Annotated in this window: 15 protein-coding genes; 13 read left to right on the forward strand and 2 right to left on the reverse strand. The window is 29.3% G+C overall.

The genetic code is table 11. From position 1 onward, the window contains the following. Window positions 1–100: 100 nt before the first annotated feature. A protein-coding gene (locus IO99_RS02970) for an IS3 family transposase (RefSeq protein WP_423219413.1) occupies window positions 101–1,299 on the reverse strand; the annotation gives its coding sequence in 2 pieces (ribosomal slippage) (window positions 101–1,008 and window positions 1,008–1,299; 1,200 coding nt in all). A gap of 99 nt (window positions 1,300–1,398) precedes the next feature. Beyond that, a complete protein-coding gene (locus tag IO99_RS02980; RefSeq protein WP_035130106.1) occupies window positions 1,399–2,247 on the reverse strand; it encodes a patatin-like phospholipase family protein in 849 nt (282 codons plus the stop codon). Window positions 2,248–2,478: 231 nt separating this feature from the next. Here IO99_RS02980 and IO99_RS02985 point away from each other — a divergent pair, with 231 nt between their 5' ends. From IO99_RS02985 to IO99_RS03045, 13 genes are all read left to right on the forward strand, one after another. Beyond that, window positions 2,479–2,916 (forward strand): 2-thiouracil desulfurase family protein, encoded by a 438-nt coding sequence (locus tag IO99_RS02985; protein ID WP_035130109.1) that lies wholly within the window; start codon window positions 2,479–2,481, stop codon window positions 2,914–2,916. 78 nt (window positions 2,917–2,994) lie between these two features. Further along, a complete protein-coding gene (locus tag IO99_RS02990) occupies window positions 2,995–3,894 on the forward strand; it encodes an SPL family radical SAM protein (protein WP_035130249.1) in 900 nt (299 codons plus the stop codon). A 134-nt stretch (window positions 3,895–4,028) separates the two neighbouring features. After that, window positions 4,029–4,217 (forward strand): hypothetical protein, encoded by a 189-nt coding sequence (locus IO99_RS02995; RefSeq protein WP_035130112.1) that lies wholly within the window; start codon window positions 4,029–4,031, stop codon window positions 4,215–4,217. A 36-nt stretch (window positions 4,218–4,253) separates the two neighbouring features. Then, window positions 4,254–4,865, forward strand: coding sequence for a class I SAM-dependent DNA methyltransferase (locus tag IO99_RS03000; RefSeq protein WP_035130114.1), 612 nt, complete (start codon window positions 4,254–4,256; stop codon window positions 4,863–4,865). Window positions 4,866–5,387: 522 nt separating this feature from the next. Beyond that, entirely contained in the window at window positions 5,388–6,734 is a 1,347-nt protein-coding gene (locus IO99_RS03005) for a protein-lysine N-methyltransferase (protein ID WP_035130116.1), read from the forward strand. 199 nt (window positions 6,735–6,933) lie between these two features. Beyond that, window positions 6,934–7,554 carry a TetR/AcrR family transcriptional regulator gene (locus IO99_RS03010; protein ID WP_035130118.1) on the forward strand — a complete coding sequence of 207 codons (621 nt, stop codon included), beginning with the start codon at window positions 6,934–6,936 and terminating at the stop codon, window positions 7,552–7,554. Window positions 7,555–7,559: 5 nt separating this feature from the next. Beyond that, the gene (locus IO99_RS03015; protein ID WP_035130120.1) at window positions 7,560–8,798 is read left to right on the forward strand and encodes a cation:proton antiporter; all 1,239 of its coding nucleotides are present in this window, start codon (window positions 7,560–7,562) and stop codon (window positions 8,796–8,798) included. Window positions 8,799–9,064: 266 nt separating this feature from the next. Then, window positions 9,065–11,020, forward strand: coding sequence for an elongation factor G (locus IO99_RS03020; protein WP_035130122.1), 1,956 nt, complete (start codon window positions 9,065–9,067; stop codon window positions 11,018–11,020). Between the two features lie 38 nt (window positions 11,021–11,058). Continuing rightward, the gene (locus IO99_RS03025; RefSeq protein WP_035130124.1) at window positions 11,059–12,036 is read left to right on the forward strand and encodes a D-2-hydroxyacid dehydrogenase; all 978 of its coding nucleotides are present in this window, start codon (window positions 11,059–11,061) and stop codon (window positions 12,034–12,036) included. Between the two features lie 61 nt (window positions 12,037–12,097). Then, window positions 12,098–13,294, forward strand: a complete 1,197-nt coding sequence (locus IO99_RS03030; protein ID WP_035130126.1) for an alanyl-tRNA editing protein — start codon at window positions 12,098–12,100, stop codon at window positions 13,292–13,294. Between the two features lie 147 nt (window positions 13,295–13,441). Further along, window positions 13,442–14,155 (forward strand): ABC transporter ATP-binding protein, encoded by a 714-nt coding sequence (locus IO99_RS03035; protein ID WP_035130128.1) that lies wholly within the window; start codon window positions 13,442–13,444, stop codon window positions 14,153–14,155. Then, window positions 14,148–15,794 carry an ABC transporter permease gene (locus tag IO99_RS03040; RefSeq protein WP_035130130.1) on the forward strand — a complete coding sequence of 549 codons (1,647 nt, stop codon included), beginning with the start codon at window positions 14,148–14,150 and terminating at the stop codon, window positions 15,792–15,794. Before IO99_RS03035 ends, IO99_RS03040 begins: the two co-directional genes overlap by 8 nt. Window positions 15,795–15,809: 15 nt before the next feature. Beyond that, window positions 15,810–16,196, forward strand: a complete 387-nt coding sequence (locus tag IO99_RS03045; RefSeq protein WP_035130250.1) for a GntR family transcriptional regulator — start codon at window positions 15,810–15,812, stop codon at window positions 16,194–16,196.

Below are 16,196 nucleotides of genomic sequence, written 5' to 3' on the forward strand. Positions count from 1 at the left end.
TAGAACAAATAGTTAAATAGTTTCCTATATACTATTTATATAGTTTTATATATTAATATTTATATAGTGGACTTACGTCAATATTTTGGACACGATATTTCTATAAATTTGACGCCTTAACTAAATCTTCTTTAGCTTGAGGCGTTATATAACCAATAGAACCATGAATTCTTTTTCTGTTATACCAGCCTTCAATATACTTAAAAAGATCAAGCCTTGCGGCAGCATAATCATAATAGAGTACTCTATTTACTTGTTCTTTCTTTAAAATAGAGTGAAAAGACTCAATACATGCATTATCATAAGGACATCCCTTGTTACTGTATGATGCTATCATATTGTACTTTTTTAGCTGTTCGCTATATGCTTCGCTGGTATACTGCGTTCCAAGATCAGAATGGAAAATAATAGAGCCGCTAGGCCTTTGTATTTCATAAGCATTTTTCAAGGCCACTATAATTAAACTTGTATCCATAGATTTAGAGAATGAATATCCGATTATTTTTCTTGTGTGAAGATCCATTACTGATGCCAAGTAGCACCAACCATCTTTCATTGTGTGTATATAGGTTATATCACCTACCCACTTTTCGTTGATTGTATTGGTTGTAAAGTCCCTGCGTAATATATTTTTACGCTCTTTTACTTCAGTTTTACTTGGATATGGTTTATATTGAGCTATAACTATTGATGCTATGTTTAATTTTATCATAAGCCTTTGAACTCTCTTAACACTTATTTCATTTCCCTTTTCAATAAGCTTTTGATGAATTTTGGGTGCACCATATCGCTTGCTACTTTCCTCGTAAATAGCAAGTATTTCTTTTTCATATTTTTCATTCTCGATAGCTCTATTACTTAATGTCTTATCTTTAGATTTATAATAAGTGCTTCTAGGTATGTCCAGTACCCTACACATTAGCTTAACTGAATAATTATTCTTGTTTTCATCAATAAATTCTAAGATTGACTCTCTTCCTTCGCGAACATGGCAATAGCTTTTTTTAATATTTCATTTTCCTCTTTAATAAGTTGAATTTCCTTTTGAAGTTTTAATACTTCTGTATCTTTTTTTATATTATTAGGGCAAGTATTGTCCTTTATTATAGGCTTCTTTGTTTTACTGCTTGGTGGATTTTTAAGCCACTTATATAATGTAGCGCTTGTTATGCCATATTCGCTGAAAATTTCTTGTATTGGTTTTCCAGAGTTATATATTTCTATAATCATTTTCTTAAAATCATCTGTATATCTTTTACCTGTATTTCTCACATGGACACTTCCTTTCCATACATTCATTTTAACTGTTTATATTGGGTTGTGTCCATAAAAGTATACTAGCACTAATAGTTTTATAGGTTTATAGGTAAATATTTAAATAGTTTTATTCATATACTTTTATGAAATGCTAAAGAATTTTTTTATTTCATCAATTCTTTCTAAAGCTATATTATATCCGTGGTTATAGGCGTGTTTAATTTTATTAAGATCTTTTTCAAAGCTATCAATACCATCTTCTGCAGTAGGTCTTAAAATTATAGCTTTGCCATCTCTTTCAAGTTGTTCACAATACTTAACTCTATCATTGTAAAGCTCATGACGTGTAAGAAGAGGCTTTACTAAATTAGGATATTTCTTTTTTAAAACTTTAGCAGCAAAAATATTGCCTTTACCTAATTCTTTAATATACCCCTTAGGTCTAGTTAGAATAATTAGATGCTTTTCATTTCCATCTTCCATGGCTTTTAATACAGGAATAGGATCACAGATGCCTCCATCAAAATATTCATTATCATTAATTATAGCTGGAGGAAAGAAAAGAGGTATAGCACAACTAGCTCTTAACATATTGCATTTTTCATCTAAATCTTTACCATTTAAATATTCGGTAACTCCAGTTTTAGCATTAGTCACACCAACTAAAATTTTACCTTCATAGCTTTTAAAGGTATCCATATCAAAAGGATAAATCTTATTAGGTAACTCATCAAAAGCAAAATCTAAACCAAATAAGCTTTTACATTTAAAAAAGTTTCTAAAGCCTATATATCTTTTATCATGTCTATGGTTAATTAGAATATCATAGTTTCTTTTCTTTTGTTTTGATATATATGAAAAGCCGTTGGTAATACCTGCTGAAACGCCAATGCAATAAGGAAACATAATATCATTATCTAAAAGGGCATCCATTATACCAGCGCTAAAAATAGGTCTAAAGGTTCCACCTTCAAGAATTAAACTACTCATGATGTCAACTCCTTAAAATTAAATTTGTTAGATTGTTTTCTTACATAATTAAATTAAGATATTATTTTAATTATGATTCTTTAGAATAAACTCCATATTTTATTATACCTATATCTCCATAGAAAGTTAAGATATATTAATTTGAAAATAAGCTATGATATAATTATATCTATAAATTACTAATAGGTATTGTAGTATAAGTTATAGATAAAAAACAAAGGAGGACTATATATGTATTTAGTAAGTTCATGTTTAGCAGGAGTCAATTGTAGATATAATGGAAGTAATAGTGAGAATAAATATGTAGCCGAATTAGTAAAAGCAGGAAAAGCTATAGCGATATGTCCAGAACAATTAGCTGGTTTGCCCACTCCAAGGGCGTGTTGTGAGATTTTTATAGATGAAAATTCTAATAAAAGAGTAATTAGTAAGGACGGTATAGATTTAACCGAAAGTTTTTTAAAGGGAGCAGAGAAAACTTTAGGAATTATTAAAGCTGCTGGTATAAAGAAGGCAATACTACAGTCTAGAAGTCCTTCATGTGGGTACGGTATGGTATATGATGGAGCATTTTCAGGAAAACTAATAGAAGGCAATGGATTAGTAGCAGAATTATTAATGAAAAATGGGATTGAAGTCTATACAGAAAATGATTTAGATAAAATATAATGTTATTATTTTAATTATTGATATGAAAGGTATGAAGATAAACTTTATTTTAAAAGTTTATATTTAAGTTAGGGGGTGATTAGCATAGAATACATAAAAGCAAAAAAATTAATATCTCAATATATACCTAATAATTCATGGTTTGATATCAATTATAATATGAATATCTATAAAGGATGTTGCCATGGATGTATTTATTGTGACTCCAGAAGTGAATGTTATCAAATAGAAGATTTTGATAGAGTTAGAGCAAAAGAAAAAGCTGTAGAAGCTATAGGAAAAGAACTTAAAGGGAAAAGGAAAAAAGGTGTAATAGGAACAGGCGCTATGAGTGATCCTTACAATCCATTTGAAAAAGAATATGAGCTAACAAGGGAAGCTTTGAAGGAGATTACTAGGTATAATTTTGGAGTTTCCATTGCCACCAAGAGCCCTTTAATTACTAGAGATATTGATATATTAAAGGAGATTTCAAGGCGCTCTCCTGTGTTAATAAAAATAACTGTAACTACATTTGATGATGATTTATGTAAAAGGATAGAACCTAATGTGGCACCTAGTAGCGAAAGGTTTAAGGCTATAAAACAGCTTAGTGATAGTGGGATATATACAGGAATATTGCTTATGCCAATTCTTCCTTTTATTAATGATTCAGAAGATAATATAAGAAATATAGTTAGAGAAGCTCATAATTCAGGAGCTAAATTTATATTTGCTTATGGAATGGGGCTTACCCTTAGAGGGAATCAAAGGGCCTATTACTATGAACAATTAAGTAGACTATTTCAAAGGGAGAACTTAGTTAGAAAATATATTCATACCTATGGTGATAGATATGAATGTGAATCTTCTAATGGAAAGAAGCTTTGGAAGACCTTCACTGAAGAATGTAATAAATATGGAATTATATACAAAATGAAGGATATAATCAAGGATTATAGAAAGAATTATGAAGAGGAACAGCTGAGCTTATTTTAAGACTATTAAGATAAAATATTAGATTTACCTTACTTAATCTATGTTTCAATATATGATAAAATGTATATAGTATTTAATTAAAAGGGGGAAATGGTTTGTCTTATGTATGTTAAGGCAAAATCTATATAGTTAAAATGAAGGATATTAAATCAATATTCTATTGGATAATAGGATTTTTACTTGCGGATGGCTTTAGATATTTACTTAGGGATGTAGATATTCCAGAGATTTTTAAATGGGCATTAGGAATAGTTATAATTCTTGGAGGCTATATCCTTATAAATAAATTATTTATAAAAGATAGAAGCAAAGAAGAAATATAAACTAAAGGAAAAAATTTATTTTAAGGGGATGAAGATATGCACTTTGATGAGGAGTCAAAAAAATGGGATACAGAATATAGGGTTCAAAGAGCAAAGAAAATTAGTACTGAAATAGAAAACTATTTGGATAAAGATAACAATTTAAGAGCCTTAGAATTTGGATGTGGTACAGGGCTTATATCAGAAAATTTAACTCATAGATTTTCTGATATATTGATGATGGATTTATCTGAAGGAATGATAGAACAGTTAAAATTAAAAATAGAAAAAAACAAAATAAAAAATATGAAAACTTGGTGTGGGGATTTATTTCAATTTAATGATAATAAAAAGTTTGATGTGATTTATACATCTATGGTTTTTCACCATATAGAAGATCTACCAAAGGTAATAAAGAAGCTATATGATTTGCTAAATAAAGAGGGCAAATTAATAGTTGTAGATCTATGTCCTGATAATGGTGGTTTCCATGATGAAGTACAGGATTTTAGTGGACATAATGGATTTAAGCTTACAGAAATGGAAGGCTTAATAGAAGAAGCTGGGCTTGAAGTCATAGGTTCAAAAATATTTTATTCAGGAATGAAGAAAAGTGAAGGTAAGGAGCAACCATATCAGTTATTTAGTATGTGTGGTATAAGAAAGTAAATATATGTTACGAAATTTTCTCAATTATAGATTAGATTTTAGAGTATATGCAATATTTCTTTTCTGTTGAAACTACATTATTATTTATTGACTTAATTTCAAATATTTGCTATAGTGATTTTATCAAATATAGGAGGTACAACAATGAAATTGTGTAATTGCTAATTAATTTTCATAATTGAAAATTGATGAAAGAAAGAATAAAATGCCTAATCATTAGGTTTTTTTGTGTACTTCTTTTAAATTAGCAATTAAAAGACATACCTCTTATAGAACTAAAATTGTATTTATGTTTTATATAGACGTTAAGTTTATTAGGATAGGAGCTATAGTGATTGGAGATTGTATATATTTATTTTTATTGCATTAAATATATAGTTCTTATTAGATAAACTTATTTAAGTATAAAATTGATTACAGATTTTTAGGCTACAAGAAAGCAGTGCTTTTTTGTAGCCTTTTGTTTTATATTTAATAAATCGATGGTTAGGCCTCAAAACTTATTTTAAGGAGGTCCTATCAATGGATACAACATTGAAGTTTGCACATGAAGAAGATGTAATTTGTGCAGTGGAGTTAGTTTATGAACATGAAATCAAAAATATGTTAACTTCAAATATATTTGGTTTAAATAAAGCCTTAGCCTTTATTAATTTTGCTTGTATTAATGATACTGATAATGTAATCACAATAGGTTCACATTTAGAGATTACCACATTACTAATATCATATATCTATACACCACAAAAATTAGTGACACAAACTTCAGATACAAGTTGCTGCATTGATAATAGATTATTGAAAAATATCAATGAACTTTTATCAGGTTATAAATATACAGAAATTATTAGCTCTAATTTGCATATAGGACTTATAGAATATGAGAAGGAATCTTTTGACGTAGCAATTTTGGGTTTTGCTAATTTAATTAATATCTCAGAAGAAGTACAGATAAACAGGTTTAGTCTTGAAACTGGAATAGAATATGAGATGTTTGAAAGGTTATTTGCAAAGTCCAGTAAGTTGTTAAAAAAAGATGGAAGATTAGTAGTACTGACGAAACCAGGATGGATATTAAAGTTATGGAGTTTAATTCATGACCTTGGTTTACAATTAGAATATGATAGCTATAGTCTATACGTTGATAGTAATAGACATCCTAATGGATTTATTTGGTTAAGGTTCATTAAAAGAGATATAAATTTTAATCTGGAATTGCATAAGAGGAATATACTATCTTTAATAAATGATAACAACATTGATAGACTGTATGCTCATAGGAATAATTTAATATTTCCATATGTGGAGCTCTCCTATAGTAATTCTGAAGCCTATGTTAAATTAAATCAGAATTTAGAGTATATGCAATATTTCTTTTCCGTTGAAACTACAGCAAATCTAGCAGAATTATGTGAAGGATATACAGCATGTCTAGTTACTCCATCCGTAGCACAGTATGCATATAAGATAAATAAAAATATAGTCCTTTTTGAACGAGATAACAGATTTAGAGAAAATGGTGGTCTAAAATTTGTAAAATTTGATTTAAATATTGGTTTAACAAAATTTTTACAGAATAAATATTTAAAAAAATTTGATAGAGTTATATGTGATCCACCATTCGATATCAAATTGGATGTTTTAGCAAATGATATTGTTGAATTGTTAAAGCAAGATAGAAAAAGTGTTGCTTATATAATATTTCCTAATAACAGAAAGATTAGTTTAATCAATGCTATGAAGGTTAGAGGGTTATTATTAGAAGAGGAAACTCAAAAAATAAGTATAGAGTATGCTAGGCCACCTAAGATAGTTAGGGTTAATGGTAAAGATGCCATTCAATTATATAAGTTTATTTATGTAATTTAAAACATTTTTATGGAAGATTGAGCAGTTAAAGTTAAAAATAGATAAGAATAAATGTATATTAATAATTATCAGTAAATTTAAACTTAAAATTTAATTGAAGGTCTTTAAAAAATTTAATTATTTATATTATTGACCATGTGGTTTGTTTTTGATAATATATAATAGACCGTATGGTCAATATTTATATTTGGAGGGTATTATGAATCAAAAAGAGAAAAGTCAGATAAGTAAAGATAAAATATTAAATGCTGCCATAGCGGAGTTTGGAACAAAGACATATGAAAATGCTTCGCTGAATAATATATGCAACGATAACAAAATTTCAAAGGGACTTATCTATCACTATTTTAAAAATAAAGATGAGTTATTTTTAAAATGTGTTAAGGTTTGCTTTGATGAGCTTGTAGATTATCTTAGTAAAGAAGAATTTGACCAATTGGATTTTCAGAAGTACATGCAAAATTATTTTGATTTAAGATATCGTTTTTTTAAAGAGAATAATTATTACAGTCATATATTCTTTCATGCAATTTTACAACCACCTGTACATTTGAAAGAACAAATCAAAGACTTAAGAGCTGATTTTGACACACTTAATATAAGTCACTATCGCATGGCCTTAAGTAATGTAACACTACGAGATAATATTACAGAAGAAGAAGCAATGGAATACTTCTTTGTTTTTCAAGAAATGTTCAATGGTTATTTTCAAAGTAAAGCTTATGAAAATCTGGACTTTAATTCACTAATAGAAATGCACGAACTGAAACTGTCAAAAATACTAAATATTATGCTTTATGGTATTTCAAAGGAGGAGTAGAAACAATGATATTATTAATTTTAAGGCTTTTAGTGGCAATTGCAATTGCTTTTATTGTAGGTAAGCTTGTTTCAAAGATAAAGTTGCCTGCTATTCTAGGATGGTTACTTACAGGTATGATACTTGGACCACATGCATTTGGAGTTGTAAATGATGCAGTTTTAAATGCTCATTGGTATGAACCAATTATGCATATTTTAGAATGTGTAGTGGGACTTTTAATAGGCACGGAGCTTGTTTGGAAGAAAATTAAAAAATCGGGCAAGCAAATTATCATAACAACATTAACCCAATCATTAGGAACATTTTTTGTTGTGAGCTTGGTATTTGGGGTTGTATTTTATTTTGTAGGATTTCCTATTTATCTTGCATTTATATTTGGAGGTATTGCTCTTGCAACTGCACCAGCACCAGCACTTTCTATTGTGCGTGAGTTTAAAACAGACGGACCTGTAACTAAAACATTAATTCCTATGGCAGCCCTTGATGATATGGTAGGAGTAATTGTATTTTTTTCAACTATTTCTATTATATCTGCCAATCTATCTGAGCAAAAACTACCGGCTTATATGATATTACTTGTAGTTTTATTACCAATTATTATTGGGATTGTTATAGGATTGCTTGCAGGAGTTGTACTGAAAAGAGAACGTTCAACAAAAGTAACAGTATTGCTACTGAGTGCAACAATACTAATATCAGCAGGGGTTGGTTTTATATTTAATGATTTAGTTTTACCAAAGCCTGTACTTAACTTTATGCTTATTGGTATGGCTTTCTCAGCAACGTTTTCTAATATGATTTCAGAAGAACGTCTAGAGCAAATTATGAACTCATTTAATCCTATTCTTGGTATTTCTATGATTGTAGTTATCTTAAATCTGGGAACGCCACTTGACTATCATCTGATTTTAGGTGCCGGACTGTTTACTGCAATTTATATCATCTCAAGAGCTGTAGGTAAATATGGTGGAGCATTATTCGGAGCTGTTATAACAGATTCACCAGAAACCGTAAAAAAATATTTAGGGCTTACATTGCTTCCTCATTCAGGAGTATCTCTTGTATTTACAGGTATAGCTGTTTCTGTTCTATCAGGACCAGCACCAGAATACGCTAAGGTCATCCAAGGAACAATTGCGGCGGCAGCGGTTATTAACGAGGTTATTGCAGTTATAGCATCTAAAAAGGCTTTTGAGTGGGCAGGAGAATTTAATAAAAAAGAGGAAATTAGCAATGAATGAGATAATATATAGAAAAATTAAAAAAGATCATTATGAAACCATTAAATAAATCAAGCCACTTAATATGAAGAAATTCAAATTGAGTGGTTTTTTGTAATAGGGATTTTAATTATTATAACAATATTAGATTGTTATAATATATCTACTAGTAAAAAGTTATTTATATAAATAAAGTTTTAGGGGAAGTTGCATTTATAACTGAAACATAAAAGAATATTGTGGTAAAATAAATCTAATGATATTGTACAATAAAGGGGAAGTTTATAGTGAAAAAAACCATAGGAATTTTTGCTCATGTTGATGCAGGTAAAACTACATTTTCTGAGCAATTACTTTATCATACAAAGAGTATAAAAACTAGAGGAAGAGTTGACCACAAAGAAGCTTTTCTAGATAGTCATAATATAGAAAGAGAAAGGGGTATTACAGTTTTTTCTGATATTGGAATTTTTAATTATGAAGATTCAGAATATTATTTAATAGATACTCCAGGACATATAGATTTTTCGCCAGAGATGGAGAGAGCTATGGGGGTTCTAGATTATGCTATCCTTTTAATAAGTTCAGTAGAGGGCGTGCAAGGTCACACAGAGACAGTATGGCAGCTACTAAGAAAAAATAATATACCTACTTTTATATTTATAAATAAAACAGATAGAGAAGGTGCTGACTTACAAAAGGTTATCCATGAGATAAGAAATAACTTAAGTAGTGAAGTTTGTTTAGTTGAAGAAGATTTATATAATTTAAGTAATGAAAATATAGAATTTATAGCTGAAAGAAATGAGGAATTACTGGAAACCTATCTAGGTAAAGGCTATGACAACTACTTATGGGTAGATAAATTAAAGGAGCTTATTAAGTCAGAAAAAATATTTATAGTTTTAAAAGGGTCAGCTTTATTAGATGAAGGTGTAAAAGAGTTTTTAGAGAACTTTAATAGTCTTAGTTATACTAACTATGAAGAGATAAAAGATAATAAATGCTTCAAAGGTAGAGTATTCAAGATTAAATATGATGAAAAAGGTAATAGAATTACCTTTATAAAAGCATTACAGGGGGAATTAAAGGTAAAGGATGAAATTATATATAGTACAAATGGAGAAGAGATAAGAGAAAAAATAAATGAAATTAGAAGTTATAATGGAAATAAATTTGAGAGTAAAGATAAAATTGTTTCAGGTGAAATTTTTGGAATTATAGGCATAAGCTCTTTAAGAGCTGGTATGGGCATAGGAGTTTTAGATTTAAATGAGTTTTTTATGATTCCAACCTTAAGAGCAAAGGTAGAGTTTGATAAAAGTATAAACCCTAGAGAAGTGTTAGGATGCTTTAAAATTTTAGAAAGTGAAGAAAATAGTCTGAATGTAGTGTGGAGCGAGGAGTTACAAGAGCTTCATATTAGTATAATGGGAAAAATACAACTAGAAGTCTTAAAGGAAATATTAAAAGATAGATTTAACTTATTAGTGGATTTTGGAACCCCAGAAATATTATATAAGGAAACCATGGAAGGGGAAGTGGACGGCTTTGGACATTTTGAGCCTCTTCGTCACTATGCAGAGGTTTATTTAAAGTTAAAAGAAGGGCCTAGAGGATCAGGGATTACTTTTAAAAATAAATGTCACAGTGATTTTTTAACTACAGGAAATCAAAATCTTATAAGAACTCACATATTTGAAAGAGATCACAAGGGAATACTTACAGGAAGTACAATTACAGATATAGAAATAACCCTTATGAATGGAAGAGCACATTTAAAGCATACTGAAGGTGGAGATTTTAGAGAAGCAACTAAAAGAGCCCTTAGACAAGGATTAGAAAGTGCTAAAAATCTATTACTAGAACCCTACTACAAATTTAATATAGATGTAGAGATAAACTTAATGGGTAGAGTTATCAGTGATATTCAAAAAATGAGTGGTAGCATTAATGAGCCTAAAAGTTATGGAGAAAGAGTTATAATTGAAGGAAGAGGTCCTGTAGCTACCTTTATGAATTATGCTTTGGACTTTCAAGCATTCACAAAGGGTAAGGGCAGCTTAAGTCTAGTATTTCATGGGTATGATATATGTCATAATCCAGAAGAGGTTATAGAAGCTAAAAGCTATAACAAGGACGTAGATCCTGAATACACATCATCTTCAATTTTTTGTGCTAAGGGTGTAGGTTATGCAGTTCCTTGGTATGAAGTTAAGGAACATATTCATTGTCTTAAATAAATATTATTAGAAATTTAATATATTAGGAGTGATTAATTATGGAAAAAGAAATTAATGTAGTTGTGTTAATGCCTATGGACGATAGCCATAAAATTGATTTAATGTCAGTGGCACCTGGATCTAATTTTATATTTACTTCAGCTAAAGAGATAAATAGGGAGACTCTTCAAGATGCTCACATAATTATAGGTAATCCTCCATTAGATATGGTTAAAGGATGTAAAAACTTAAAGTGGTTACAACTTGATAGTGCAGGAGCTGATTTATTTGTAAAAGAAGGGGTGCTTCCAAGGGGAGTAAAACTAACTAATTCAACTGGAGCCTATGGACTCGCTATATCAGAACATATGATAGGTGTACTACTTTCTATATATAAAAAGTTATACCTTTATAGGGATAATCAAAATAATAGTCTTTGGAAGAATGAGGGTGAAGTTAAATCTATTTGTGGATGTACTGCTTTAGTTATTGGACTTGGTGATATTGGAGGAGACTTTGCCAAGAGAATAAAAGCTCTAGGTGGATATACTATAGGAGTAAGAAGAAGTGATACTAATAAACCTGAATATTTAGATGAATTATATCTTATGGATAAGGTTGATGAGTTATTGCCTAAAGCAGATGTGGTAGCATTAAGTTTACCAGAAACTAAGGAAACCTATAAATTATTCTCTAAAGATAAAATTTCTAAGATGAAAAAGGATTCTGTACTTATAAATGTAGGTAGAGGTACAGCTATAGATACTGAAGCACTTTGTGATGCTTTAGAAAGTGGGAAACTTTTAGGAGCAGCTTTAGATGTGACAGACCCTGAGCCATTGCCAAAGGATCATAGGATTTGGGGAATAAAAAATGCAATAATTACACCTCATGTTTCTGGAAATTATAATCTAAAGGAAACCCACCATCGTATAGTTAAAATTGCTGTTAATAATTTAGAACGCTTTATAAAGGGAGAGGAACTCAGGAATGTAGTTAACTTATCTACAGGATATAGAGATTTAAAGACAAAGTAATATTTAAATTAAGGCTAAAGTTAGAACTTTAGTTATACATTGGTTAAAGGAGAGAGATACAATGGAGAAGCTTTATTATAAAGATCAATATAGTAAAGAATTTGTAGCTGAATTAGAGAAGGTAGAAGAGAAAGATGGGAAGTTTCATGTGGTTTTAGATAAAACAGCTTTTTTCCCAGGAGGTGGAGGTCAATTTTGTGATCTAGGATTTATAGAAAATGAACCAGTAATAGATGTTTACGAAGAAGAAGGAATTATATATCATGTTCTTAATAAAAAGCCTATAAAGCTTCATAAATTAAAGTGCTCTATAGATTGGGAAAGAAGAAGGGATGGCATGGATCAACACCTCGGACAGCACGTTTTATCAGGGTGTTTTTATAAAATATTTAATGCAAATACAGTGGGTTTTCATATGGGAAGAGAAATATGTACTGTAGATATAGAGGGAATATTAGAAGAAGAAAAGATAAGAGAAGCTGAAAAGGCTGCAAATCTAATTATAGGAGATGATCTTCAAGTAGAATTTTTAGTGCCAGATAAAAAAGAGTTAAAGAAGATGGGATTAAGAAGAGCATTACCTAATACTAATGAAGAAATAAGAGTTGTTAAGATTTCAGATTTAGATATTAATGCATGTTGTGGAGTACATCCAAAGTCAACCTTAGAACTAAGAATGATTAAGGTAAGAAGATGGGAAAAACATAAAGGAGCAACGAGAATAGAATATGTAGCAGGGAAAAGAGCAATAGAAGATTCCTTTAGAAAAGATAAATTTACTACAAGGGTATGTAGATATTTAAATGCCAGTGAAGATGAGGCTATAAATGGCATAAAAAATATGAACGAAAATCTTAAAGCTGCTCTAGATAAAAATAAAAAGCTAAGTGAAGAAGTGGCTGCTTATGAAGTAAAGGACATGGTTGAAAAAGGGGAGAAAGTAGAAAATATAACTATAGTTAAAAAAGTTTATGATAATGAAGATATTAAATATGTAAATAAGGTAACTTCAAAGATTATTGAAAATAACAATACTATAGCATTAATGGCAATTAAAAATGGAGAAAGAGCAAACCTTATCTTTGCCGCATCCAAGGACTTTAAAGGAATATCTATGAATGAACTTTTAAAAGATGCAATTACTTTAATTGATGGTAAAGGTGGCGGAAGTAGTCATCAAGCTCAAGGTGGTGGAAAGAATAATAACAACTTAGAGGGAGCTTTAGATTATGCTATAAATAAGATAAAAGGTAAATAATGAAAAATTATTAAGTTAAAAGTTAGGTTATTAAATTTAAATAAAACCTAACTTTTTATTTATTTAAAAATTTAATAATGCTTGAACATTTGTTATATATGTTATATATTATATATAACAGATATAACAAATAAGGTGGTATGTAAAATGTTAAAGATAAATAATTTTTCAAAGTCTTATAGTGGTAGTAAAAAAGCTGTAGATAGTATATCTCTTGAAGTGAAACCAGGAGATATATTTGGATTTATTGGTCATAATGGTGCTGGAAAAACTACTACCATTAAAGCTGCAGTAGGAATTTTAGATTTTGAAGAAGGAGAAATTTTAATAAATGGGAATTCTATAAAGACTAGTCCAATAGAGTGTAAAAGGGATATAGCGTATATTCCGGATAACCCGGATTTATATGATTCCTTAACAGGCATTCAATATTTGAATTTCATAGGAGATATTTTTAAGGTATCAAAGGAAGAAAGAGAAGCACTTATAAAAAGGTATAGTGAAGCCTTTGAACTTACAAAATCTTTAGGAGATTTAATTTCATCCTACTCTCATGGTATGAAGCAAAAACTAGCTCTTATATCAGCACTTATTCATAAGCCTAAATTATTAATTTTAGATGAACCCTTTGTTGGATTGGATCCTAAAGCAGCACATATTTTAAAAGGATTCATGAGGGAATTATGTAATGAAGGAGGAGCTATATTTTTCTCTACTCACGTACTAGAAGTTGCTGAAAAATTATGTGATAAGATAGCTATCATTAAAGGTGGAAAGATAGTAGCTTCAGGAGACACCAATAAAGTTAAAGGTGATGGTAGTCTAGAAGAAATATTTATGGAGTTGATTGACAATGAGTAATTTAAAAGTTCTATTAAAAAATAGCATTATGAATACTTGGGGAATAAATAAATTCCTAAAGGAAGAATCAAAGAGTGAAAAAGTAAAAAACATATCCATATTTTTAGCAATACTACTAGGCATATTTTCTATAGGTATGTTAATTGTAATGTATTCCTTGGCTATAGTAGAGCAATTAGGACAGTATGGATATTTAAGCCTTATTTTGATGAGTGCAATGATTCTTAGTACTATGTTTTCATTTTTTACATCTGTATACAAGGCTCAGGGTGTTCTTTTTTCTTCGAGGGATTTTGAAACCTTAATGAGTTTACCAATAAAACCAGGTATAATCTTAGCTAGTAAGATGATTGAATTATTATTATTGAATTATTTATTTGTAGCATTAGTAACAATTCCACCAGCTATAGTTTATTTTATGAAATCAGGTACAAGTATTATATTTTTTATTTATTTATTCATAGGAATAATTTTTATACCACTTATACCTATAGTTATGGCAGCTATTATAGCCTTTGCTCTTAGCTATGTATCTTCGAGAATGAAACGTAAAACTTTAATTTTAAATATAGGAACCTTGATAGTTGTAGTTATAGTAGTGATAGGTTCATTTAAAATGGATAAGATTATAAATATAGTTATAGAGAACAGTACATCTATAATTCAAGGGATAAAAACTATTTATCCACCTTCTTATTACTTTACGGATGCTTTAGCTAATTTAAGCTTATTATCTATGACTAAATTTATTTTATGGTCTATAATTCCTTTTATAATATTTTTAATAATCTTTGCTAGAAGCTTTAAGTCAATAAATTTAAGATTAGGAGAAACTTTTAAAAAATCTAATTATAAATTAACGTCTTTAAAAACTAATACTTTAAGGGGAGCGTTAATAAAGAAAGAATTAAAAAGATATTTTTCATCTTCTGTATATGTTACAAATACAATAATAGGTATAGTTTTAGTAACGGTAGCTGCTGTATCATCTCTAGTTATGGGAGGAGATTTTCTCATAGATCAGATGGCACAATCTAGTGATTCAGACCTTCAGGTACTAGCACCACTATTAAAACAGGTAATGCAATTTGCACCACTTATAATATTATCCTTTGGTATAGGATTAACTTGCACTACAGGTTCAGCTATATCAATTGAAGGAAGAAATTTGTGGATTTTAAAATCATCTCCATTAGAAGTTAAAGATATATTCATTGGTAAGATAGGAGTTAATATTCTTTTACTAATACCAACTATAGTAGTGGATTCAATTATGTTTGCCATAGCCTTTAAGTTAACCCTAATAAATTTTATGTGGACTATATTAATTCCTACACTATTAGCTATTTTAGTATCAGTTGGGGGCCTTTTGATTAACTTATTTTTTCCTAAGTTAGACTGGACTTCAGAAGTACAGGTTGTAAAGCAAAGTTTAAGTTCTATGATAAGTATTCTTATGGGAGGAGTACTTGTAGTTGTAGTGATTTTTATAACTATTGGAATTAACAAGGTATTTGCGATTACAAATATAAATTTATATCTAGGGGTTATAGCATTATTACTATTACTTTTGATATTATTAGTATGTACAATATTGAAAACTAAGGGAGAAAAGTTGTTTAATAAACTAAGGAGTTAAATGGGAGATGAGATTTTGATTTTAAAAATAGACTTTGACTCAGATATACCTATATATGTCCAGATAAAGAATCAGGTAGTTGAAGGTATAGCAAGAGGGGAACTAGAAGAAGGTGAAGAACTTCCATCCGTTAGAGGGTTAGCAGATGATATTGGAGTGAATATGCATACAGTTAATAAAGCATATTCACTTTTAAAGGATGATGGTTATATTAAAATAGATAGAAGAAAAGGAGCTTTTATTTCTCTTAGTTTAAAGAGTTCTAACGAGGGGTTTAGAGAAAATTTAAATTACGAACTAGAGTATTATATGGCTGAATGCTTTAATAGAGGCATAAGTAAAGAAGATATAAAGAGTTATATTGACACTATTTTTAGTGGATTTAAGAAGGAGGATAACTAA

This window comes from Clostridium sulfidigenes (genome assembly GCF_000732635.1).
Classification (GTDB): Bacteria; Bacillota; Clostridia; order Clostridiales; family Clostridiaceae; genus Clostridium_J; species Clostridium_J sulfidigenes.